This window comes from Streptococcus sanguinis (genome assembly GCA_013378335.1).
GTDB lineage: Bacteria > Bacillota > Bacilli > Lactobacillales > Streptococcaceae > Streptococcus > Streptococcus sanguinis_I.
Map to the genome: position 1 here is coordinate 1462097 of CP040556.1, position 22723 is coordinate 1484819.

The 22723-nt window shown below is 42.7% G+C and carries 20 protein-coding genes and 3 pseudogenes; 6 read left to right on the plus strand and 17 right to left on the minus strand.

Features of this window, described 5'->3' with window-relative positions:
- Window positions 1-10: 10 nt before the first annotated feature.
- Both FFV08_07615 and FFV08_07620 read right to left on the minus strand, forming a co-directional pair.
- Complete coding sequence (locus tag FFV08_07615) at window positions 11-283, minus strand: hypothetical protein (GenBank protein QLB52481.1); 273 nt, start codon at window positions 281-283, stop codon at window positions 11-13.
- Window positions 280-471, minus strand: a complete 192-nt coding sequence (locus FFV08_07620) for a preprotein translocase (protein QLB52482.1) — start codon at window positions 469-471, stop codon at window positions 280-282. The genes FFV08_07615 and FFV08_07620 overlap by 4 nt, the downstream gene beginning before the upstream one ends.
- A 54-nt stretch (window positions 472-525) precedes the next feature.
- Here FFV08_07620 and FFV08_07625 point away from each other — a divergent pair, with 54 nt between their 5' ends.
- Window positions 526-1536 carry a lactonase family protein gene (locus tag FFV08_07625; GenBank protein QLB52483.1) on the plus strand — a complete coding sequence of 337 codons (1011 nt, stop codon included), beginning with the start codon at window positions 526-528 and terminating at the stop codon, window positions 1534-1536.
- Window positions 1537-1604: 68 nt separating this feature from the next.
- Window positions 1605-1789, plus strand: a pseudogene (locus tag FFV08_07630) (hypothetical protein).
- A 191-nt stretch (window positions 1790-1980) separates the two neighbouring features.
- Here the strand turns inward: FFV08_07630 and mgtE are convergent.
- Both mgtE and FFV08_07640 read right to left on the minus strand, forming a co-directional pair.
- The gene (gene mgtE / locus FFV08_07635; GenBank protein ID QLB52484.1) at window positions 1981-3321 is read right to left on the minus strand and encodes a magnesium transporter; all 1341 of its coding nucleotides are present in this window, start codon (window positions 3319-3321) and stop codon (window positions 1981-1983) included.
- A gap of 350 nt (window positions 3322-3671) precedes the next feature.
- Window positions 3672-4976 carry a phosphopyruvate hydratase gene (locus tag FFV08_07640; protein QLB52485.1) on the minus strand — a complete coding sequence of 435 codons (1305 nt, stop codon included), beginning with the start codon at window positions 4974-4976 and terminating at the stop codon, window positions 3672-3674.
- A 208-nt stretch (window positions 4977-5184) separates the two neighbouring features.
- On the opposite strand from FFV08_07640, the gene FFV08_07645 reads away from it, so the two are divergent.
- Entirely contained in the window at window positions 5185-5634 is a 450-nt protein-coding gene (locus FFV08_07645) for a DUF1694 domain-containing protein (GenBank protein ID QLB52486.1), read from the plus strand.
- A gap of 1 nt (window position 5635) precedes the next feature.
- On the plus strand, window positions 5636-5974 hold the full coding sequence (locus FFV08_07650) for a nuclear transport factor 2 family protein (GenBank protein ID QLB52487.1): 339 nt from the start codon (window positions 5636-5638) through the stop codon (window positions 5972-5974).
- Here the strand turns inward: FFV08_07650 and FFV08_07655 are convergent.
- The 9 genes and pseudogenes from FFV08_07655 to FFV08_07695 all read right to left on the minus strand — a co-directional run bounded on the left by FFV08_07655 (window position 5971) and on the right by FFV08_07695 (window position 16111).
- A complete protein-coding gene (locus FFV08_07655; GenBank protein QLB52488.1) occupies window positions 5971-7089 on the minus strand; it encodes a glycerate kinase in 1119 nt (372 codons plus the stop codon). The genes FFV08_07650 and FFV08_07655 overlap by 4 nt on opposite strands.
- Window positions 7090-7098: 9 nt before the next feature.
- A complete protein-coding gene (gene serB / locus FFV08_07660; protein QLB52489.1) occupies window positions 7099-7746 on the minus strand; it encodes a phosphoserine phosphatase SerB in 648 nt (215 codons plus the stop codon).
- 153 nt (window positions 7747-7899) lie between these two features.
- Window positions 7900-8594 (minus strand): annotated as a pseudogene (locus tag FFV08_07665) (hypothetical protein).
- 94 nt (window positions 8595-8688) lie between these two features.
- Window positions 8689-10413: a septation ring formation regulator EzrA gene (gene ezrA, locus FFV08_07670; protein QLB52490.1), complete on the minus strand. Its 1725-nt coding sequence runs from the start codon at window positions 10411-10413 to the stop codon at window positions 8689-8691.
- A gap of 86 nt (window positions 10414-10499) precedes the next feature.
- Complete coding sequence (gene gyrB, locus FFV08_07675; GenBank protein QLB52491.1) at window positions 10500-12449, minus strand: DNA topoisomerase (ATP-hydrolyzing) subunit B; 1950 nt, start codon at window positions 12447-12449, stop codon at window positions 10500-10502.
- A gap of 12 nt (window positions 12450-12461) precedes the next feature.
- Window positions 12462-13037, minus strand: coding sequence for an HAD family hydrolase (locus FFV08_07680; GenBank protein ID QLB52492.1), 576 nt, complete (start codon window positions 13035-13037; stop codon window positions 12462-12464).
- A 227-nt stretch (window positions 13038-13264) separates the two neighbouring features.
- A complete protein-coding gene (locus FFV08_07685) occupies window positions 13265-13813 on the minus strand; it encodes a DJ-1 family protein (GenBank protein QLB52493.1) in 549 nt (182 codons plus the stop codon).
- A 72-nt stretch (window positions 13814-13885) separates the two neighbouring features.
- Window positions 13886-15118: an FtsW/RodA/SpoVE family cell cycle protein gene (locus tag FFV08_07690; GenBank protein ID QLB52494.1), complete on the minus strand. Its 1233-nt coding sequence runs from the start codon at window positions 15116-15118 to the stop codon at window positions 13886-13888.
- Window positions 15119-15130: 12 nt separating this feature from the next.
- Window positions 15131-16111: a YeiH family putative sulfate export transporter gene (locus FFV08_07695; GenBank protein ID QLB52495.1), complete on the minus strand. Its 981-nt coding sequence runs from the start codon at window positions 16109-16111 to the stop codon at window positions 15131-15133.
- A 201-nt stretch (window positions 16112-16312) separates the two neighbouring features.
- Here FFV08_07695 and FFV08_07700 point away from each other — a divergent pair, with 201 nt between their 5' ends.
- Entirely contained in the window at window positions 16313-17569 is a 1257-nt protein-coding gene (locus FFV08_07700) for an ISL3 family transposase (protein ID QLB52496.1), read from the plus strand.
- Between the two features lie 58 nt (window positions 17570-17627).
- On the opposite strand, the gene FFV08_07705 is transcribed toward FFV08_07700, so the two are convergent.
- Complete coding sequence (locus FFV08_07705) at window positions 17628-20072, minus strand: bifunctional DnaQ family exonuclease/ATP-dependent helicase (protein QLB52497.1); 2445 nt, start codon at window positions 20070-20072, stop codon at window positions 17628-17630.
- A 135-nt stretch (window positions 20073-20207) separates the two neighbouring features.
- Between FFV08_07705 and FFV08_07710 the strand changes: the two genes are divergently transcribed.
- The gene (locus FFV08_07710; GenBank protein ID QLB52498.1) at window positions 20208-20846 is read left to right on the plus strand and encodes an MBL fold metallo-hydrolase; all 639 of its coding nucleotides are present in this window, start codon (window positions 20208-20210) and stop codon (window positions 20844-20846) included.
- 145 nt (window positions 20847-20991) lie between these two features.
- On the opposite strand, the pseudogene FFV08_07715 reads toward FFV08_07710, so the two are convergent.
- From FFV08_07715 to ftsE, 3 genes and pseudogenes are all read right to left on the minus strand, one after another.
- Window positions 20992-21092 (minus strand): annotated as a pseudogene (locus FFV08_07715) (NUDIX hydrolase).
- Window positions 21071-21997, minus strand: coding sequence for an ABC transporter permease (locus FFV08_07720; protein ID QLB52499.1), 927 nt, complete (start codon window positions 21995-21997; stop codon window positions 21071-21073). The pseudogene FFV08_07715 and the gene FFV08_07720 overlap by 22 nt, the downstream one beginning before the upstream one ends.
- Entirely contained in the window at window positions 21990-22682 is a 693-nt protein-coding gene (ftsE, locus tag FFV08_07725) for a cell division ATP-binding protein FtsE (GenBank protein ID QLB52500.1), read from the minus strand. The genes FFV08_07720 and ftsE overlap by 8 nt, the downstream gene beginning before the upstream one ends.
- Window positions 22683-22723 lie beyond the last annotated feature (41 nt).

The following is a 22723-nucleotide window of genomic DNA, read 5'->3' on the forward strand; positions in this document are numbered from 1 at the left end:
GCTTTAATCTTTATTCAGCTTCTGAGCTAGATCCTGATCCATCTTCTGGAATTTCCTCACCATCTGCTGGGATTTGGATAACATTTCCATCCGGCATTGTGTATTCTGTCACTTCTTTGCCATCGACTGTCTTGGTCTTCTTATCAACAGCATCTTTCTGGAAGTCCACTTGTTTTCCATCCTTAATTTCTGAGTTATCTGCTTCTTTATTTCCGCATGCGGCTAAAAAGAATCCTGACATTCCGATAAGAGCAACGAGCATAGCAATTTTTTTAACGTTCATTTGATTTCTCCTTTGTTTAGCAAGCAGGAAGTTTGTTGCTTCCTGACAGTAATTGTTTTTTTGAACAATTCTATTCTAACAAAGCCATCTATCCCCTTCCTACCCACTATCTGTTTTTTATCTGTTTTTTCAAAACCAATACTATTCTTTTGAAAATCAGGCAAATCCTCCGCTCTAAGACCTATCATCTGCTTTTATGATATAATAGTAGCAAGCAATCTAAATACATACGAGGTAATGGAATGACACAAACGGTTTACTTTGGAACTTATACTCGCAGAGATTCCAAGGGAATTTACAAGGCAGATTTTAATTCTAACAAGGAAACACTAGAAAACTTAACCTTGGTTGCTGAAGAGCCCAGTCCAACCTACCTAGCCTTTGATAAGGCTGGACATCTCTATTCTGTCGGAGCAAAGGACGGACAGGGGGGGATTGCAGTCTTTGACCAGGCAGGTCAGCTCCTCAACCATGTCGTTGAAGAAGGGGCTCCGCTTTGCTATGTGGCAGTCGACGAGGATCGTGACTTGGTTTACGGAGCCAATTATCATAAGGGGCAAGTCTTGGTATACAAACGCCTAGCTGATGGCAGACTTGACCTTGCTGACTCAGCTACCCATCAAGGTCAAGGACCACACGCCAACCAAGCCTCTGCCCATGTCCACTACGCAGACCTTACACCAGATCAATACCTAATCACCTGCGACTTGGGAACTGATGAAGTCATCACCTATGATGTTACTGAAGATGGAAAGATCGCTCCTCTGAACACCTACAAGTGTGCCGCTGGAGCTGGTGCCCGCCATATCGTTTTCCACAATCATTACAAAATCGCCTATTTGATCTGTGAGCTTAATTCTACTATTGAAGTCCTGATTTACGATGGAGTCGGCCATTTTGAACACCTGCAAACTATCTCCACCTTACCAGAGGACTTTGAAGGTGCAAACGGAACAGCTGCTATCCGTCTGTCTGCTGATGGCAAGTTTCTTTACGGTTCCAACCGCGGCCATAACTCTCTTGCCGTTTACAAAATCTTAGCTGACGGCAGCTTGGCCTTAATCCAGATTGCACCTACTAATGGCCAAAATCCGCGTGATTTCAACATCACACCGGATCAAAACCATATCATTGCTGTCCATCAAGACTCTGACAATGCAACCATCTTCAAACGCGATGCAGAGAGTGGAAAATTGACAGAAATCTCCCACGATTTCTACGTTCCCGAAGCTGTTTGTGTGACCTTTAAATAAGCAGAATTCTTGTCTTTCTATTAGAAATTTGATTAAATAGTATAAAAGATTACTAAGGAGCAACAACTATGAATCCAGTAGATTTATTTAACCAAGCAAAAGAAGTGATTAAAAAGAAAGACTTTGATGTCGCTAAAAAGTTTATCGAAGAAAACAAAGACAAACTCGGTGAATACCTGAGCAAGCTAAAAAAATAGTAGCTGGAAATGAAATGGCCAGAGGTACCATTGATAAAATTAAAGGTTTGTTCTAAGTAAACATAACAAAAGAGTCTGGGACAAAAGTCCAGCCTTAAATATAAAAAGCGAACAAAACTAGTTTTCTGGTAATCAGAATTCTGCTTTGTTCGCTTTTCGCATTCAATTATAGATTTGAAGGGCTTAATAATTAAGATTTTTAAAAATTGAAATCTTTTTGTCCCAAACTCTTTTTGTGTATCATTTTTTATATGATCAATGGCAAGAAAATTTGTGCTAAGCCTAGAAAAGCTAGATAACCTAACACATCTGTTGCTGTTGTAATGAAAATGGTCGAAGCTAGAGCTGGATCCTGATGCAGTGTCTTGATAATCAGCGGTACAAAGTAACCAAATAGAGCACCACATGCTAGATTGATCATCATAGCCAATACCACAATAACAGACAGATAGAAATTTTGATAGAAGACAAACATGACAATCGCTGCAATCAAGCCAGTAAAGAAACCATTAACCAAAGCTAGCACGATTTCTTTGAGCACTAAATTCCGATCTTCTTTCAGATCCAGTTTCCCCAAGGCAATTCCCTGAATAACCAAAGCAAGTGTCTGAGAGGCAGAATTTCCGCCCATTCCCGTGATAATAGGACTAATCGCTGCTAATGCTACAACTTTTGAAATCGTATCATCAAAAAGTGCTACTGTCGCAGAAGCTAGAAAGGCTGTCACTAAGTTAATCATCAACCAAGGTAAGCGTTTCTTGAGTGATTCTTTGAAAGGTCCTCCAATTTCTTCACTTTCTTGGACACCACCCATCCGCAAGATATCTTCTTGATACTCTTCTTGCAAAACATCGACGATATCGTCAATTGTGATGATTCCTAGCAATACCTGCCGATGATTGACGACCGGTACAACAGATAAATTATATTTGGCAGAAAGCTGTGCCACTTCCTCTTGGTCAACCTCTGGCGTCACAGTCACTAACTGAGTGTTCATAAATTCGCTGAGTTTCATCTCCGCATCATGAATAAACAAATCACGGATATCAATCCAGCCAACTAGCGAATGATGTACATTTCTAATAAATAAGGTATCAATAACTTCCGTATTAGGCGAAATCTCCCTTAATTTATTGAGAGTTGCTGAAACGGTCAGATTTTCATTTAAGGTAATGAATTCTGTCGTCATCAGACCACCAGCTGTCTGAGGATCGTAAGCCAACATAGCTTTCAAATTCTCTTGACTGGTATTTTTCATCATACTTAAGTATTGCTTACGCAAGTCCACACTCAAGTAACCCAAAATATCTACCACATCATCATCTGGCATAAGATGAAAAAGAGTGCTGGTACGTTTGAAAGAAATCGATTGGATAATCTGTCGTTGCAACTCCGGCTCGGCTTCTTTTAAAATCTCTACCAATTGATCATCACTAGCCATTTCCGTAAAGGTTTTGAGGAGATTCCCTTCCTCATCCTCCAAGGCTTCCAAAGAAAGAGCAATATCAATGGGGTAGTAATCGTCAAATATCTGATTGAAAACTTCTCTATCCTTTGATAGTAAGACCTGATTTAATAATTCTTCCATTGTGCTCCTCCTTCCACTTTGCTAGTATACCATAAAAGACTGATTTTGATACAAGAAAGCTATAAAATCTTTAGTAAATCACTCACTTTTTCAACCATGTAGTCACAAGGAAACGCAGGAATCCCTTGATTATATTTTCCAAAATAAAAACTGTCATCTTGTCCTCTAATTTTTCAAGGGAAAGAGCATGACCAGCCCTACACACTACTTCTAGGAAATTTCTAGGAAAAGATGATAAATCTCCCTCTCATCAATTAGGGGGAATCCTAAATCAAAAAATATCCATTGTTATATCTTTACACATCAAAAAAGCTAGGACTTAGTCCTAGCTCCTCTTATATCTTATTAGATTATTTTTTCAAGTTATAGAAAGCTTGAAGACCTTTGTATTGAGCAACTTCGCCAAGTTGATCCTCGATACGAAGCAATTGGTTGTATTTAGCAATACGGTCTGTACGTGAAAGTGAACCAGTCTTGATTTGACCTGCGTTAGTTGCAACTGCGATGTCAGCGATTGTTGAATCTTCGGTTTCACCTGAACGGTGTGATACAACTGCAGTGTAACCAGCTTCTTTAGCCATTTCAATCGCTTCAAAAGTTTCAGTAAGAGTACCGATTTGGTTAACTTTGATAAGGATTGAGTTAGCAGCACCTTCTTTGATACCACGTGCAAGGTAGTCAGTGTTTGTTACGAAGAAGTCGTCACCAACAAGTTGTACTTTCTTACCAAGACGTTCAGTAAGAGCTTTCCAACCATCCCAGTCATTTTCATCCATACCATCTTCGATAGTGATGATTGGGTATTTGTTAACCAACTCTTCAAGGTAGTCGATTTGTTCTGCAGATGTACGAACAGCAGCGCCTTCACCTTCAAATTTAGTGTAGTCGTATACTTTACGTTCTTTATCGTAGAATTCTGATGATGCACAGTCAAATCCGATAAATACATCTTTACCTGGAACATAACCAGCAGCTTCGATAGCAGCGATGATAGTTTCTACACCATCTTCAGTTCCTTCAAAACGAGGAGCGAATCCACCTTCGTCACCAACGGCAGTTTCCAAACCACGAGATTTAAGGATTTTCTTAAGAGCGTGGAAGATTTCAGCACCGTAACGAAGAGCTTCTTTGAATGTTGGAGCACCAACTGGCAAGATCATGAACTCTTGGAATGCGATTGGAGCATCTGAGTGAGATCCACCGTTGATGATGTTCATCATTGGAGTTGGAAGAACTTTAGTGTTAAATCCGCCAAGGTAGCTGTAAAGTGGCACTTCAAGGTAGTCAGCAGCAGCACGAGCTACAGCGATAGACACACCAAGGATTGCGTTCGCACCCAATTTACCTTTGTTAGGAGTACCGTCCAAAGCGATCATTGCACGGTCGATGGCTTGTTGGTCACGAACATCGTAACCGATGATAGCTTCAGCGATAACCTTGTTTACATTATCAACTGCTTTTTGTGTACCAAGACCACCGTAACGAGATTTGTCGCCATCACGAAGTTCAACTGCTTCGTGCTCACCTGTAGAAGCTCCTGAAGGAACCATACCACGTCCGAAAGCACCTGATTCAGTATAAACTTCTACTTCAAGTGTTGGGTTACCGCGTGAGTCTAGGACTTCGCGAGCGTAAACATCAGTAATAATTGACATTTCTTACTCTCCTTATTATTTAAAATTATTTACTAGTCTATGATACCTCAAAAACGCTTTTTTTTCAAGGAAAAATAGAGAATCTAAGCAAATTTGAGAAATTTTGCACAAGAAAACGATTCCAAATTTACTATATAAATGTTTTTCCGGCGAATCAGAACGAAGATTCAACCTTTTAGAATTTCTCCTTTTATGGTACAATTTTATTATGACTGATATTAATAAAGTAATCATGGAAAAATCTCAGGGCGGAGTCAAGCTCAACCCTGATGAACAGCGTAGGTTTTTAGGGACTTTCGAAGAACGAGTGCTGGCTTCCTGCTCTATTGAGCAAGCTAACAGCTCTCTCATTCGCAGTCATTTCAAGGAAATGCTCAGCAGTATCATGAAAAACTGCCAACCTGTATTTGTCAAAATTTCCCCAGAAGTCGAGTCTGGCAATCAAATCTTTTATCTAAAAACTGCTAAGGAGTTAGGCTGTGAAGCCACTATCGTCTCTAGCGATTACCAGTCCTCTCCTTTTGGCCTGATTGTCCATAGCGACCATCTTGTTCAGATGAATGAGAAGGATATGTACCAACAGTTTGCTGGCCTCCTTCAGCCAGCAGAAAAAACAGCAAAAGAAAAGCGCTCCCTCTGGAAAAAATGGTTTGAGTAAGATGACAAATTTAGAAAAACTTTTTGCCTTTTTTGAAGCTGAAAATCAGCGCGATTGGCAAACCTATCAGACCTTTCTTTCTGATCATGTAAGCTGGGAATTACAGGGCGACACAACCGAAATCATCAAAGGTAAAGCTGACTACCTGACTAAAATTCAAAAAGTCTATCATGACAACCCCGTCCAGTTTCGTTGCACTTATTATCTGCTTAGTCCTGACCAGAATCGGATTGTGACCATTTTAGAAAATGACTTTGGTGACCTGTCTTGTGACATCTTCTTCTTTGAAAAGGGCATGATAGTTAAAGAAATTGAATACCTACTAAAAAAGGCGGACTAACCGCTTTTTTTCATTTTTAGTACATTGCCAATATTTCTTGCTGTGCGAATCAAATTTTGCTCCGCCTGCTCTAGAATCCTATCCAACCTATCTGCTCGCGCAATAACCGGAAAAGCTGCCAGGATATTCTCAACTGGAAAATCTGGTAAATCATCAGCTAGGCTACCGCAAATCGCCAGCACAGGGATACCTTCTGGCGTTCGTCTTGCGACCCCGACTGGTGCCTTGCCCGCCAAAGATTGACGGTCCATTCGTCCTTCGCCAACTACGACCAAGTCCGCCTTTTTAACTCTTTCATCAAAATCCAGTAAATCTAGACAGGTTTCAATACCCGAAACGATTTTTCCTCCGGCAAAAGCAACCAGTCCTGCAGCCATTCCGCCTCCGGCCCCAGCTCCATCCATATCAATCACCTGAGGATCAACCAACTGATAGAAATCTGCCATGGCTTGATCCACTTGAGAGAATAATAAGGGAGCTAGGCCTTTCTGACCTCCGAAAACAAAGGTCGCACCCCTCTCTCCGCAGAGAGGATTGTCTACGTCCGTCAAAATCTCAATCTCAACTTCCTTCAAGAAAGCCGGAACCTGCTCAGCTGAAATTCGAGCGACCTTTCCCAAAGACGATCCAATGGGGCGCAGTCTATGATTATGCGCATCGAAAAATTCATAGCCCAGGCCAGCTGCAAGTCCAATCCCACCGTCGTTGCTGGCCGAACCTCCAACACCAACTAAAATCTTTCTGACACCGTCTTCAGCCAGGTGCAAAATCAATTCTCCTAATCCTTTGGTTTCTATGGCCAAGGGATTTCGTTTTTCCTGAGGAATAGAGGCAAGTCCTACCAAGTCAGCCATTTCAAAAAGCGCTTGCTGACCGTTTCTGGCGTAGGGCATTTTTACTGGCTGACCGAAGGGCCCAGTCACAGTGTGGTAAAATTCAGCCCAGCCCAAGGTTGCTGTCAGCGCGGCCATGGTCCCCTCGCCCCCGTCACCGACTGGCAGCAAGTCAAAGCTGGCATCTGGCAAGGCCTGAGAAAAGCCCATCTGCAGAGCTTGAGCAACCTGAGGAGCTGACAAACTTTCCTTGAATGAATCCGGTGCAATAAGAATATGCATGCTTCTCTCCTACTCTTTTCTATTGTCTAAAAGATCAATGACCCGATAGAGATTGCATTCTTGAATCTGGTAAGGAGCCTGCTCGCGCACGATTGGCTTGGCCATAAAGGCAATTCCTATCCCTGCCGCCTGAATCATAGGCAGATCATTGGCGCCATCTCCCATAGCAATTGTTTGATTTAATTCCAACTTATTTTCAGCTGCCCATGCTTTTAGCATGGCAAGCTTGGTATCCTTAGTGACAATCTCTCCTAAGACTTGGCCTGTTAAAAAGCCCTGCTGGATTTCCAAACGATTTGCCTTGACATAGTCAATTCCAAGCTGCTCAGCCAGTCTGTCCACCGTTTCATGAAAACCACCTGACACCAAGCCTACTTTATAACCACGTTTATGCAGCTCCTTGACCAAGTCCTCAGCTCCCGGAGTAAAGTGGATCCTTTCAGCAATTTGAGCAAAAATATCCTCTGGCAGGCCTTTTAAAAGTGCAACACGCTCGCGTAAGGCAGCTTCAAAGTCCAACTCTCCTCGCATGGCACGCTCGGTAATAGCTGCAACCTGAGCTCCTACACCCGCCTCCTCTCCTAACAGGTCAATCCCCTCTTCCATGATTAAGGTACTGTCTACATCCATGACTAAGAGACCTTTAACTGTTTTCATCTCTAGACTCCTTTTCTATTGACATCTCTACCAGCAACATCCACTATATTCACTCTTTTTTATGTTCTTCTACCACCAAAAGTATATTCTCTCTCGTATTTATATACAGTATCAGATAAGACAGCTGACATTTCAACTTGACGATTGCTTTTTTCAATCTAATTCATTCGCCTCCCCTTTCATTATTGAAATATATTTATCAATTTGAATGCTTTTGTTATCATCTTCTAATACAATGGCAATATTATAAGCATTGCCACTCGAATGTGTGATAGATACGAAGCATTTTGCATTTTTAGAAAAATTATACTTTTTGACTAGCTCATTAAAAAGTTCCGAGTTATCATCAGTTTTATAAATAATATTACTTAAGGATGTTTCCGAACTTCTAAAAACTTCTTTTACTTCCAATGCTTCAAAATACTCTCGTTTAATACTTAAGTTAAAGATTTCCTTATCAAACTTAGGGTTAATACTATCTGAATACAGCAACTGAGAATTTTCATAACTGACATGAACCTCCTGTGTATTTTCATCTTTACGAATAGTATAACTTCCATCCACAAGATTATTTTTAGAATTTAAAAAACTTCATAACTTTCTTTTTGTTTCTCTCGATCACCAATACTAACTGAAACAGAATAGCTTTTGATTCCTGTCAAGTCTATATTTTCTTGTTCTAAAAACTTAAACATTGGTTCAAAAGTGCCTTCAAAATCATACTGTTCTCTTGTTCTGTTTTTTGGGACAGTGTAATCATCCAGACGCCAGCCATTTATCAATGCTATCGATAAAACTGCTACACCTCCAAGAAAAATGAGAGTCATATATTTTTTAATTTTCTTCATTTTTTGATAGACTTTCTGCTTTAATCTTCCCTCTATTATAACATAAGAGCTTTTTATTGAAACAAAAAAATAGAAGCTCCCGAAGGAACTTCTCTTAAAAACGAATATTCTCGCGTGTTTTTTCGTAGGATGTCACAAAACGCTCGGTCACACCTGGCTCGACAAGATCCAAAGCTTTTGAAATGATTTCCAAGGATTGAGCATAGTCGTAGTCATGTTCAAAGACATACAAGGACTTGTTGAAGGCTGCTTGTACATTATCGTCAAAGGAACGATAGCGGTTTGAATACTGCAGCAGCTGCTCAGTCAAGGTAGCATCTTGGACGATACGATAGGTTTCTTCTTCCAATTGCTCCATATCATTTCCTAGAATTTCAAGCCAACGGTTAACTGATTCGATATTGACTCGTGTAGCTTCCAATTCCTTAACCAACTCTTCAATATTATTGCTGGTTGAGAAGAAAATTTCTAAGAAAGAATCTGGAATACCTGGCAAATTGCGTTTTTCCATATATCTCTTAATGGTATGCAATTTGTTAGCATAGATATTGACTTTCTGACGAGCATTGGCATCATCTTTTTCAATCTCTGCAAGTGCTTCGCCAAGAGAAATCTGCTCATCTTCGATTTCTTTCAAACGCTCTTGAATAGCTTCCAACTCTTCCTGAACCACTGAATAAGCTTGCTTGGTTTCAGAAGAATCTTCTACCGCGCTCAACACCACATCTTCCTGGGCAGAAAGCTCAGCCTGCAACTCCTTGACATGAGAAGTTTCCGTATCAGAGAGAAGGAAGGTTTGAGATAAACGTTCTATCTCTTTTTGGAGTTGCTGGTTGTTTTCCTTTGTATGAGCCAGATAACTTGGTAAGTTTTTAATCAACTTCTCCACTACTTTGTGGGCTTCAATTTCCCGAGTGAAGATTTCATAGAGAGCGTTAATCTCTTCTTGCGCTTGCTCATTTTCATACTCAGCATTATCCAGCTCTAGGGCTGAAATATTGGCTTCGTTGCGTTTGAGGCTTGCATGGAGCTGCTGGAAGCGTGACTCTATATCTGTTTCGATAAAGTGATAACCAGATTCCAAGAGCTTACGGTGACCAGATTCTAAGTCTTCCAACTGGTCTGGCAATTTCACAGTCAACTCTTCGACAATGGCAGGAACTTTCTCAACGATATGTGTCAGAGCAAGAATATGATCCTCTGCCTTATCCAAGATCTCAGCTGCTTCAACCGGGTCTCCTGAAGAATTAAGGGTCACAAACTGAGAAAACTCTGACTGGATATTTTCCAGCTGTTTTTCAATCTCAGCTAAGGCTTGCCCATACGAGTCTGCATTCTCCGCCACCTGGGTTTGCAGTTTTTCAAACAAATCCAAGGCATGGAGCACACGGCCACTATTCTTAGACTCTTGCTCTTTAAGATCTTCCAAGGCTGCACGAATCATCTTGATATCTTCGTCAATCAAGTCGATCTGACTCTCAATATTGCCGATGGCATGCTTGGCTTTAATGAAACGGAAAGAATTATTGTAACCTTCTGCTTCAAATAGATTATTTTCGATATCAGCAAATGAATTTAAGGACAAGTCTACCCATTTTTGATTCCATTCACGGAAGGCTACCTGACTCTGCCCAATCAAATGCATATTTTTTACTTCTTCAACTTCATCATTCACAGGGAGATTATAGAGTGCTTCTTTTCTCTCCTCCAAATTTTGAAGTAAAGCTTCATTTCTCTTTCTCATCAGAACTGCAGTACCATAGCCGACAACCAAAAGCAGAGCTACCACAGCAACGAGAATAACTAGTCCAATAGACATATAGAACTCCTTCACATTGTTACTATAAAGCAAACATAATGATTATATCATATTTTTGCCCATAATGGTTGATTTTTCTGATTTTTTTAGACGTCGAGCGTACTGTATACAGCATTTTCTTCGATAAATTCACGACGAGGTTCAACTCGGTCACCCATCAACATGTCAAAAATCTTATCAGCTTCCGCTGCATCATCCACTGAAACCCGCGCCATCAAGCGATGTTCAGGATTCATAGTTGTCTCCCACAGCTGATGGTCATCCATCTCTCCGAGCCCTTTATAGCGTTGAATGGTTGGCTTGGAGCGACCTTCACTGTAACGAGCCAAAGCAGCTTGAAGCTCTTCTTCCTGATTAGCACCTGGCTGGATATATTCTTTGACTTCACTTCCGACCTTGACACCATAGATTGGTGGCTGAGCGATATAGACAAATCCAGCTTCCAGAACCGGCTTCATATAACGGTAAATCAAAGTCAAGAGCAGGGTCCGAATGTGAGCACCGTCTACATCGGCATCGGTCATAATGACTAATTTTTGGTAGCGGGCCTTGCTGACATCAAAGTCAGCTCCAAAGCCAGTTCCCATAGCAGTAAAGAGACTGCGGATTTCTTCATTGGCCAATATCTTATCCATGCTGGCTTTTTCAACGTTGAGAATCTTACCGCGAATTGGCAGAATAGCCTGAAATTCACGATTACGACCGGACTTAGCTGAACCACCCGCAGAGTCCCCCTCCACGATGAAGAGTTCCGTTTCCTGAGGGTCGTTGGACGAGCAGTCAGCCAATTTACCTGGCAGATTGGAGATTTCCAAGCCAGACTTTTTGCGGGTTACTTCACGAGCTCGCTTGGCAGCAATTCTAGCCTTAGAAGCCAAAATTCCCTTCTCAACAATTTTTCGAGCTACCGCAGGATTTTCCAAAAGAAAATCTGAGAAAGCTTCGCTAAAAAGTCGATTGGTAATCTTGACCACTTCGCTATTGCCCAGCTTGGTCTTGGTCTGACCTTCAAACTGAGGGTTGGGGTGCTTGACAGAGATGACCGCTGTCAAGCCCTCACGCACATCTTCCCCAGTCAGATTGTCCTCATTTTCTTTGAGAAGCTTATTTTTCTTGGCATAGTCATTGATAACCCTTGTCAAGGCAGTCCGGAAACCTTGCTCATGCGTTCCACCCTCGTGGGTGTGGATGTTATTGGCAAAGCTCATGACTGTTTCGTGGTAGCCAGTCGTATACTGCATAGCTACTTCAACCGTAATATCGTCCATTTCGCCATCAGTATAAATCGGCGTTTCAAAGATTACATCCTTGTTTTCATTGATGTATTGGACATAGCTGGCAATCCCACCCTCATAGTGGTAATCTTTGGCCTGCTCCATTCCATCCCGCTTATCAGTGATGGAAATTCTGAGACCACGATTGAGGAAGGCCAGTTCTTGCACCCGCTTATTGAGCTTTTCAAAGTCAAATTCTACTGTTTCAGTGAAAATCTCTGGATCCGGTGTAAAGTGAACTGTCGTACCAGTACGATCTGTCTCACCGATGATTTCTAGATCAGCGACTACTTGACCGCGACTGTATTCTTGGTAATGAATCTGGCCGTTTTTATAAACACGGACATCCAGCTGAGTGGACAGGGCATTTACAACGGAAGATCCCACACCGTGCAGACCTCCCGATACCTTGTATCCGCCACCGCCGAATTTTCCTCCGGCATGGAGCACGGTAAAGACGGTTTCCACGGCCGGACGGCCTGTTTTCTCCTGAATATCAACAGGAATTCCCCGACCGTTATCCACTACTGTGATGGAATTGTCTTTTTCGATAAAGACTTGAATGTGACTGGCAAAACCAGCCAGCGCCTCATCAATTGAGTTATCAACAATTTCCCATACTAAATGGTGCAGACCTTCCTTGGAGGTCGAACCGATATACATCCCTGGACGCATACGAACGGCTTCTAGGCCTTCTAAGACCTGAATCTGACTGGCATCATATTCTTGGGCCTGTATATCTTGTTGCTTTTCTTCTGTCATAGTGTTCCTTTTCTAATCAATATCTATAAATTCTTCAAGAAGCTGCATATTATCAAAGAGATAGGTATCAAAGCCAGCTGCCTGCCCTGCTTCAATATCCAGTGGACGGTCACCAATGACCAAGCCAGAGGAAATCTGATACTTGTCTTTTAGATAGAGCATGGAGTCTGGTGAGGGTTTCCTTGGAAAACCATTTGCAGCTGTCACCACTTCTGTAAATACTAATGAAATGGCAGTCTTTTCCAAGATTTCCAGAACTTGGTTGTCCCGGTGGGAGACCAGAAAATTCCGACCACCCTTGGCCACAATCCGCCTAAGCAGCTCTGCCGCGCCGTCAAATAAGACAGGGTGAGTCAACTCTTCTGCTTCATTGGCCTTATAAAACTTTAAAAAGTCTTTTTCTTGGGGAGCAAACTGCTGAACAGCATAGTCTGTAGACACCTTGAGGGCCTTATAAACTTCGTCGTGACCAGCTTGCATACCAAACTCTTTCAAGGTTTGAACAAAAGCTGCTGTCGAAGTTTCATAATTATCCAAGAGTGTTCCACCTAAATCCCAGATGTAATCTTGATAATTCATACCTTTCATTATACCATAATTTTCATGAAAAAGGGGCTAATATTTGCCCGAATCCAGCACTTTTCCGACTTTTTTCAAGCCTTTTTCTAAACAAAATATCTCAAAGAATCTAAAATTTAAAAATGGCTGCTGATTTCGTCCTTTCCAACATCCCTAAACCCGTTCCATATAGAGGAGAGCAAATGTAAATTAGGGTTCAAAAAAGCTGGGACATATTTTGAGTCCCAGCATCTTCTTTATTTTCCAAATACATCTGTATAAAGCATAGCATCAGCCAACTGCTCGGCGTCCCCTCCCAGCTGACGAACCAGCTCATAGGCGAAAGCCAAGGCAGTCGATGGACCACGGCTAGTAATCAGCTTCCCATCAACAAGAACTGTTTCTTTACGGTAAGTTCCATTTTTAATATTGTCTTGCGCACCATCATAGCAAGTGAAATACTTACCAGTCAAGATACCTGCACGGTCAAGAGCAATAGGAGCAGCACAAATGGCAGCGATGAATTTGTCCGCCTGCTGAAAGTCCTGCAAAAGCTGCATCAGGCGGTCATCATCACGGAGATTAGCCGATCCTGGCATCCCTCCTGGCAAGATGACCATATCGTAGTCATCCAGCCGCCCCTTCCAGACCTGATCCGCTTGAACAGTGATGGCATGAGACCCAGTCACTGATTCATCAAAACCAATCATATCACAGACAAGACCTGCACGGCGCAAGACATCCACAACTGTCAGTGCCTCGATTTCTTCAAAGCCGGGAGCTAAGAGTAAAGCTGCTTTTTTCATGAAAATATCCTTTCTGAGATGAGCCAATCACAAAATCGTATCTGATTTGTGAGTCAAAAACTTGCTATCTATTTATTTTAATTTCTTCAGTACGACTTTTTTTCGGACTGCAGGAATTCGCCCCTTCTTTTCATCCGTCAGGCTGTTCTGATAAGAGACGGACAGCAGGAGACCGACTCCGATAAGATTACTGATAATGGAAGAGCCACCCTGTGAGATAAAGGGCAGCGGAATCCCTGTCAGAGGCAGAATTCCTGTCACCGCTCCAATATTTTCAAAGATATGGAAGAGCAGCATCATGATAAAGCCAGTTGAGATATAAGTATAAAACTGGTTGTTGGATTTAATCGTAATCTTGAGCATGCGATAAATCAGCAGTAAATAGAGCATGATAACCAAGGTCGAGCCTAAGAAACCAAAATCTTCTGCAATGACGGTGAAAATCATATCGCTTTCCCGAACAGGAACCAAGAGATTCGAAACATTAAAGCCTTGGCCTGTCAGACCACCGCTTCCGACAGCGATTTGTCCCTGTGCTTGCTGGAAAGTGGTCGTCTGAGCGTAGTCAAAGGGATGAAGCCAAGCCAAAATCCGATTGATTTGGTAGGTTGGCATGCCTAGATTATGCAGAAAAGCACGGCCGCCATCGGAAATAAAGATAAAGAGAAATCCTCCCAATAGCAGGACTCCCGTCAGAAAGACCGGCAGGATAATCTTCCAAGAAACACCTGACAGTAGCACGATACCGCCGTATATAGCAACAAAAACCAGAGCTGTCCCCAAATCACTCTGAAGGGTTAACAGAACCAGAACAGGCACAGTGTAGAGCCCAAGCTTCAGAATCAGAAAAAAGTCTAAAGTCAAGGTTCGCTCATCTTGCTTGTGTTGCTGGAAAAAATGAACCACCAGCCGCGACAGCATGAGAATATATGAAATCTTCATGAACTCTGAGGGCTGAAAGAGGGTCACACCACGAATAGCAATCCAGTTTTTGGCACCAGTGGAGGCTACCAGGGATTGGCTGTAAAAAATCAGAGGCAAAACCATGAGGCCAAGACCAAAAACATAGAGATAAGGCGTAATTTTCCAGAGAAACTTGGTGTTAAAGAACATGAGGATAAAGCTGAGCAGGAAGCCCACTGCAATCCAGGCAATCTGCTGACCAACCATGGGCCAAGCATTGTCAGGATAATCATGACTAACTGCAATGTAAATAGCCACAACACCGATTGAGAGCAACATCAAAACGGGCAAAATTAAACTATAATCAATCCGAGACTCAAACGTCCATCTTTGATAGGGCATAGTCCCTCCTTTTTAGAAAAAATACTGGATAATCAAGCTTGAAACAGCTACGCAAAACCAAGTGAAGGCACCAGTCAGCAAAGGCGCTGCTCCTGCTTGCTTAAACTGCTTAAAGGAAACCTTTGCGCCAATAGCTGCCAAGGCCATAGCCATCAGCCACTGAGAAATGAATTTTGTATATGGGATGACAGCAGCCGGCAGAAATCCAAGACTGCTAATAAGTGAAGCTAGGACAAACCAAGCTATAAACCAAGGAAAAATCTGTTTCAAGTTTGTCTTTTGTGACGACTTCTTAGACTTGATATAGCGATAAGCTGCGAAAATCAGGCAGGCCGGTACAATCATCAGGGCCCGGCTCAGCTTGACAATGGTCGCCAAGTCGCCAGCTGACGGGCTATATGTAAAGCCTGCTGCCACTACTGACGAAGTATCATTGATGGCTGTTCCAGCCCAAGTCCCGAAAAAGGCGTCCGACATCTGCAGCAAATGCCCTAAAAAAGGGAAAATGAATACTGCTAAGATATTGAAAAAGAAAATAGTGGAGATGGACAGGGCGATTTCCTCTTCATCAGCTTCCAAGATTGGTGAAGCAGCCGCAATGGCAGAGCCACCGCAGATGGCTGTCCCAAAACCGATTAAAATAGTCAAGACGCGGTTCATTTTAAAGAAACGGCCAGCCAGATAGGCCGCCAGAAAGGCTATCAGAATGGTGATAAGACTGATACGAAGAGAAGAAAGCCCCGTCTCAGAAACCTGACTAATGGACATAGAAAATCCCAAAAAGATAATGGAATACTGCAACAATTTCTTTCCTGAATAGCTAAGTCCTTCCTGAAACATAGCCGGCAGCTTCATGCTGTTATTCAAAACAATCCCAAAGACAATAGCCAAAACACTAGAGCCTATCAAGGGAAGCAAACCGCCTAAAAAGATAGAAACAGCCGCTATGCCAAAGGACAACAGAATTCCTGGTAAATATTTTTTCACGAACACCCCTTCTTTCCTACGCCTCTCATTATAACAAATTTTGTCCCAAAAATCTGAATGAACCTAAAAAATCAGCCGATAAAACTGGCTCTATAATATCTGTAGTTGGTAAATCCGACACAGAGGTTATAGGGCTTTTTGAATGTATACAAAAAGTCCCATACGACCTATAATGAAAAGCGCAAACAACTCATTAGAAAGACTCATATGGAACACATCAAGAATACCACAGAATTGCTGGGAATGAAAGACTTAAATATCAAAATTACCTTCATCTTGCAGCACCAGACCCATCTTGAAATTCGGGCTAGACTGGATTATGCAGCTCCTTCCTGCCCTCACTGCGGCGGTAAGATGATTAAGTACGGTTTTCAGAGGTCCTCTAAAATCCCACTCTTGGATGCACAAGGGTTTCCAACTCTGCTCCGTCTCAAGAAGCGGCGATTTCAGTGTAAATCTTGTCATCGGGTGACCGTAGCTGAGACACCCATCGTAGACAAGAACCACCAGATTTCACACCTGGTCTGGAAGAAGCTCACCCAGCTCTTGACCGAAAATCGAGCCAATACCGATATTGCCAGAACCCTCCACATCTCCGTCTCAACCGTCCAGAGAAAGCTGGCTCAGTTCACTTTCAAAGAGGATTACACCAAACTTCCCGAGGTCATCTCCTGGGATGAATTTTCTAGGAACAAAGGCAAATTAGCCTTCATTGCACAGGATTTCGAGACCAGGAAAATCATCGCCCTCCTCGAAAACAATCGCCAGAATACCATCAAAAATTATTTCTACCGCTACCCGAGAAAGGTCAGAGAACAGGTCAAAGTCGTGACCGTGGACATGTCTGGCACTTACATTCCAATCATCAAGCAACTATTTCCTAAGGCCAGAATTGTGTTGGATAGGTTTCACATCGTCCAACATCTTGGCAAAGCCATGATGACCACTCGAATCGCTATCATGAAGACCTTTGACAAGAAATCTCTGCCTTATCGTGCGCTGAAAAACCACTGGCGACTATTTCAGAGAGAAAGCAGAAAACTGTCTCGTCATCGCTTTTATTCCAAGACCTTTAGGCAGACCCTAAAGCCTAAGGAAATCGTGGACAAGACACTTCAATTCTCAGAAGAACTCCGTTATTACTACGATCTCTACCAGCTCTTGCTCTTCCATTTCCAAGAGAAACGTACTACAGAATTTTTTGAAATCATCGAAGACAACATGAATCTTGTCAATTCGACCTTCAAAAGAGTTTTTGAGAGCTTCCTAAAACTCAAACCTTACATCACAAATGCACTCCAGTTCGACTATTCCAACGCCAAGCTCGAGGCTACCAACAAGCTCATCAAGGATATCAAACGAGCGGCCTTCGGCTTTCGCAATTTTAAGAACTTTAGAACTAAAATCCTCCTCGCTTTGAACATACAAAAAGAGAGAACCAATTTGGTCCTCTCTCGGATTTAAACTTTCTACCAACTACAGTTGACAAAGAGCCATAAAACTCAGCTGATTTTAGAAAGTTTCAGTCAAAAAAGTCTTGTAATTCCTGCATAATGGCTGCCTCTGGCAGAATGTCCAAAGAAGCTAATTGTGACAGATGATGCTGAATCTGCTTGCCATAGCGTTTACTAGAGATTCTGTTGTCCAAAAGAATAACAGCTGACTTCTGATGTTCATTTCGCCGGGTCCGGCCAATAGCCTGCTTAAGCCGTAAGATTGCAAGAGGCAGTTGATAATCATAAAAGGCATTCTTACCTTCCGCTTTCAGGCGGCTGTTAATCTTCTGTACAAAGAAATCCTTGGGATTGTCAAATGGAATCCGAGTGATCAGCTGAATAATCTGGTCTTGCTCAGCAAAATCCGCCCCCTCCCAGAAGCTGCCAGAGCCCAAAAGGATACCTGCCTCTCCTCTATCAAAACGCCGCTTGATATTGCCAGCATCGCCATTTTTATATTGGGCCAAATGCGGCAGAGCCAGCAAGTCCGAAACAGTCAAAAGCAGGTCTTTAGAGGTGAAGAGAACGACGATAGGCAGACCGAGTTCCGCCACTTCTTGCAGACACGCAACAATCTCTCGAGCAAAATCCTCAGTTGACAAATCCACTACTGCTGGAAAACTCTCATCTAAAAAGAGCTTCTGCAGTGGCTTCTTCTTGCTTTTCAGCTTGTAAAAGTGATAACTTTCAAAGCCTAGTAACTGTGACAGATTAACCTTAGAGCTGATTTCCAGAGTGGACGAAACCAAGACAACCTTGGCCCTTTCGGGTAAAAAGTCAGTGAAATGCAGCAATTCTGAACGGCCTGCATGCAGCGTCATCAAGCGATGGTCTGTCAAATCTTCATCAACCAACCAATAATACTGGTATTTGCCACTGAACAAGTGCTGCAGCTCAGGCAGTGCACTCATCTTTAACTCAGACACATCCTGAAGCAGCCGAGCAATCTTTTCCTGACTTAGCTCAGATGTTTTCTTGCGATGCTTCTCTGCGGCATCAGCCAGCTCAAACTGAATGCTTTGCAAAAGCCGTTGCTGCAGAAGTTCCCCTTCTTCCTGAAGGAGATGATTTATCTGCTGCAGGGTTTTAGTTAGATTTATACTGGCCTGAGAGAAGCTTTCCAAGGCAAAAAACATCTTCTGAGCTTCATCAACTACCAGAATGCGATTGTCCAGCAAAGATTGGTCATCCTCTAAACGCGTCAGCAGGTAAGCATGATTGGTAATCACGACTCGACTGGTGGCTGACTTGACCTGTCCCAGCCGCCAAAAATCTTCCTCATAAAAAAGAGAATGTTTGCTTAGCTTGCCATCATGACGGATTTCATTAAAGTAGCTTGAGAAGCGATGAGCCTGTCCGATTTCGTTCAAATCACCTGTTTTGGTTTCTGTCAGCCAGACCAAGAGTTGCAGCTTGCAACGATTAACCAAACGGTTGTCATATTCCCTATCCAATGTCTGATAGAAATGGTCCAGCTTGAGATAATTCTCCGGACTCTTAAGACTGTGAAAGGAAATTCCAAAAACTTCCTCCAACAATCGTCCTTCCTTTTTCAGTAGCTGGTCCTGCAGGATCTTAGTCGGAACCGTCACTAGTACTTTTTCTTGACCTCTAGATAGAATGGGCAGCAAATAGCCAAAGGTCTTACCTAAGCCTGTCTGCGCCTCTAAAAAACTAGGCTCCTGCTGATCCAGAGCTTCCTCCATAAAACGAGCAAATTTGAGCTGTTCAGGCCGCTCTTCCAAGCCCAGCAGGTATAGATTGGTCAGGAAATCCTGCGACAGTTTCTTTTCCGAAGTCAGCTTTTGGGGACGTCGCAGGAAAATACCATGGCAGGATTGCAGTTCCTTATCTTGCTGATCCGGCATCGTCTGATAAACTTCCTCAATCGCCAGACGCGACTCATAGATAATGCTGTCCGCCAAAGTTAGCATTTTCTCAACCAAGGCCTTGGGCAGGCTCTTGATTTTGTCTTGTATTTTTAAAAAAAGCTGAGCCGTTGCTTGAGCATCTGCCAGAGCAGTGTGGGCGTTTTCTAAAGAAATATCCAGCAAATTACAGAGATTGCCCAAGGAATATTTATCAAAGGTCGGGTAAAAGACCTGAGCCAACTCTACCGTGTCCACACGCGGTGTCAGCAAGTCAAACCCTTCCCAAAACAGAGCCTCTGCTAGTAGATTTGCATCAAACTTGACATTATGAGCGACAAAAATCGCATCCTGAATCAGCTCATATACCTCCGCTGCTACCTGAGAAAACTCAGGAGCTCGCCCAAGCCGCTCATCATCCAAACCTGTCAGCTCTTTGATATGCTCATCCAGTTCCTCATGAGGATTGACATCTGTTTCATAAGTCTTGGTAATAATTCCATTCTCAATCAGAACAATGCCAATCTGGATAATCTTTGCACTGCTGCCCGTTCCTGTAGCCTCCAAGTCCACAACGGCATACTTATAATCATTTTGTGTCATACTGCTATGATTATATCATAAAAGCCTTTCTGAGACATCTGAAAATTTTCAGCTCTAGCCTAGAAAGCAATTCTGTGCAAAAAAACCGCTTTTCTGTTACACTCAATAGCAGAATACATTTTGCGAGGAAATCAGATGAAGATTCATAAAATTATCAACCTTGTTGCGTTTGAAAACACCTATATCTTAGAGAACAATCAAGGTCTCCTAGTCGTCGATCCTGGCAGTGACTGGAAAAAGATTGAGCGCAAGCTGGAGGAACTCGCCAAGCCTGTTATTGCTATTCTCCTAACTCACACCCATTATGACCATATTATGAGCTTAGAAAAGGTCCGAGAGCACTATGCTGCCCCATCTGTCTATGTGGCCGAGAGTGAAAGTAGCTGGCTTTACACACCGACAGATAACCTATCTGGTCTGGCGCGCCATGACGATATGGATGATATCATCTGTCGACCAGCAGAGGAGTTTTTCTCCTACGAGACAGACTATGACCTTGGAGGCTTTCATTTCTATGTGCTTGCAACACCTGGCCACTCCATCGGAGGTGTCTCTCTAGTCTTTCCTGATGACCGCCTTGTTTTGACGGGCGATGCCCTCTTTCGGGAAAGCGTTGGACGAACGGATCTGCCGACAGGAAACATGGAACAATTGCTGACGTCCATTCGAGAGAATCTTTTGGTTCTCCCCAAAGACTACGCTGTTTATCCCGGTCATGGTAATGATACCACTATTTCACATGAAAAAATCTTTAATCCATTTTTAGCTCAGTAGCCATTTAAGCAATTACCTATAGTTATCTATAACAAAGAGGCTGGGACAAAAGTCCTAGCCTCTCAATTGTCTTTGGATTGTCGAGCAAGACGCAGTGGTTGAGTGGGCTCTACTACGCTGATTTCATCAGCTTTTACAGCCCTACTCAACTGTGCGGAGGTGGGACGACGAAATCGAATTCTAACGAATTCCCGATTTCTGTCCCACTCTCTTTTTATGTACTATTAAATCTTCAAGAAGCGTCTCATAGAGAGTGCAGATCCCAACGATCCGATAAGAATGCCCAATACGAAAAGTATTGCTATCATAATCGGACTAAAGAGTTTCGGATCAATCATAGAAAGCCCTTGACCGACTAGGCTCTTATTCATAGTCTGGAAGGCTATTTTGTATATAAAATACACTGCCACTGACGGAATTGTTGCCCCTAGCAAGCCAATCCATGCCCCTTCAAACAAGAAAGGTCCACGGATATAGCTATTCTTGGCACCAACCAAGCGCATGATTTGAATCTCGCGACTGCGGGAAATAATGGTAATCCGAATGGTATTAGAGATGAGAAGGATAGCGACAAAAATCAAAAGCCCTGCTCCAATCAAGCCCCACGTTTGGATAAAATTAGAAAGCGCAAAGAGCTTTTTAGTGTTGGTACCACCATTTTGAACCTCTGAAACACCATCAATCTTACGAGCATCTTTTGTAACAGATTCTACATACTTAGGCGCCTTGGTCTCAACAATATAAGCATCGTAAAGTGGATTGGCATCACCGTCAAAAATTTTCCACTCGCTACCCATGGTTTCTGTCAGCTGCTCATATTGTTCTTCCTTACTAGAAAAAGTAACCTTATCTACATTTTTCATAGAAGTCAGAGCATCATAGACCTTGTGGTAGTCCTCATTCTGAACTGTTTGGCCTTCTTTTACAATCGTTTCGCTATTGTCGGCAACATCCTTACGCATGTAAACCATGACGCGGACATTATTGGAAACATCATTTGCCAGCTTAGCTGTATTTAAAATTACTGAAGCAAAGACAGCTACTAAACTCAAGGTAATCATAACCGAGCTGACAGCCGCTACAGTCATCCAACCATTCCGCGTAAGACTCTTAAGCGACTCAATCAAATGACGAAAAAATCTTCTAATCATCGTATCCGTATTCTCCTTCCGCTTCATCACGTACCACACGGCCATTTTCAATAGCAATAACGCGGTGACGCAGAGTATTTACAATCTGGCTGTTGTGGGTTGCCATCAGGACAGTCGTTCCCTGAAGGTTAATCCGCTCCAGCAGGTTCATAATCTCCCAAGAATTATCTGGGTCCAAGTTTCCTGTCGGCTCATCCGCAATCAGAACTTTAGGGTTGTTAGCAATAGCACGCGCAATGGCAATCCGCTGCTGCTCACCACCGGAAAGCTCATTAGGGAATGAGCGGACCTTGTGCTTCAGACCAACCAGATCCAGCACTTCCATAACCCGCTTTTTAATATTGCGGCGGCGCTCACCAATAACTTCCATGGCGTAGGCAATATTCTCATACACCGTCTTTTTAGGAAGAAGTTTATAGTCTTGGAAGACTACTCCAACCTGACGGCGCAGCATTGGAACATCGCGCTTCTTAATCTTAGCTAAGTCAAAATCAGCTACTTTCAGACTTCCCTTATCCAGCTTTATCTCCCGGTAAAGCAAACGAATAAAGGTTGACTTTCCTGCTCCTGAAGGGCCTACAATATAGGCAAACTCCCCAGGTTCTACATTAATAGACACACTACGCAGGGCAGTGGTCCCGTTGCCATACTTCTTGACAACATCTTTCATTTCAATTATTGACATCTATTGAAATTTCCTTTCAATCTAATTCTAATCTCTTGCAT

Excerpts from the sequence above, each read along its gene's own strand:
- FFV08_07615 (QLB52481.1), bottom strand. The coding sequence starts at position 283 with ATGAACGTTAAAAAAATTGCTATGCTCGTTGCTCTTATCGGAATGTCA.
- FFV08_07620 (QLB52482.1), bottom strand. The coding sequence starts at position 471 with ATGATAGGTCTTAGAGCGGAGGATTTGCCTGATTTTCAAAAGAATAGT.
- FFV08_07625 (QLB52483.1), top strand. The coding sequence starts at position 526 with ATGACACAAACGGTTTACTTTGGAACTTATACTCGCAGAGATTCCAAG.
- mgtE (QLB52484.1), bottom strand. The coding sequence starts at position 3,321 with ATGGAAGAATTATTAAATCAGGTCTTACTATCAAAGGATAGAGAAGTT.
- FFV08_07640 (QLB52485.1), bottom strand. The coding sequence starts at position 4,976 with ATGTCAATTATTACTGATGTTTACGCTCGCGAAGTCCTAGACTCACGC.
- FFV08_07645 (QLB52486.1), top strand. The coding sequence starts at position 5,185 with ATGACTGATATTAATAAAGTAATCATGGAAAAATCTCAGGGCGGAGTC.
- FFV08_07650 (QLB52487.1), top strand. The coding sequence starts at position 5,636 with ATGACAAATTTAGAAAAACTTTTTGCCTTTTTTGAAGCTGAAAATCAG.
- FFV08_07655 (QLB52488.1), bottom strand. The coding sequence starts at position 7,089 with ATGCATATTCTTATTGCACCGGATTCATTCAAGGAAAGTTTGTCAGCT.
- serB (QLB52489.1), bottom strand. The coding sequence starts at position 7,746 with ATGAAAACAGTTAAAGGTCTCTTAGTCATGGATGTAGACAGTACCTTA.
- ezrA (QLB52490.1), bottom strand. The coding sequence starts at position 10,413 with ATGTCTATTGGACTAGTTATTCTCGTTGCTGTGGTAGCTCTGCTTTTG.
- gyrB (QLB52491.1), bottom strand. The coding sequence starts at position 12,449 with ATGACAGAAGAAAAGCAACAAGATATACAGGCCCAAGAATATGATGCC.
- FFV08_07680 (QLB52492.1), bottom strand. The coding sequence starts at position 13,037 with ATGAAAGGTATGAATTATCAAGATTACATCTGGGATTTAGGTGGAACA.
- FFV08_07685 (QLB52493.1), bottom strand. The coding sequence starts at position 13,813 with ATGAAAAAAGCAGCTTTACTCTTAGCTCCCGGCTTTGAAGAAATCGAG.
- FFV08_07690 (QLB52494.1), bottom strand. The coding sequence starts at position 15,118 with ATGCCCTATCAAAGATGGACGTTTGAGTCTCGGATTGATTATAGTTTA.
- FFV08_07700 (QLB52496.1), top strand. The coding sequence starts at position 16,313 with ATGGAACACATCAAGAATACCACAGAATTGCTGGGAATGAAAGACTTA.
- FFV08_07705 (QLB52497.1), bottom strand. The coding sequence starts at position 20,072 with ATGACACAAAATGATTATAAGTATGCCGTTGTGGACTTGGAGGCTACA.
- FFV08_07710 (QLB52498.1), top strand. The coding sequence starts at position 20,208 with ATGAAGATTCATAAAATTATCAACCTTGTTGCGTTTGAAAACACCTAT.
- FFV08_07720 (QLB52499.1), bottom strand. The coding sequence starts at position 21,997 with ATGATTAGAAGATTTTTTCGTCATTTGATTGAGTCGCTTAAGAGTCTT.
- ftsE (QLB52500.1), bottom strand. The coding sequence starts at position 22,682 with ATGTCAATAATTGAAATGAAAGATGTTGTCAAGAAGTATGGCAACGGG.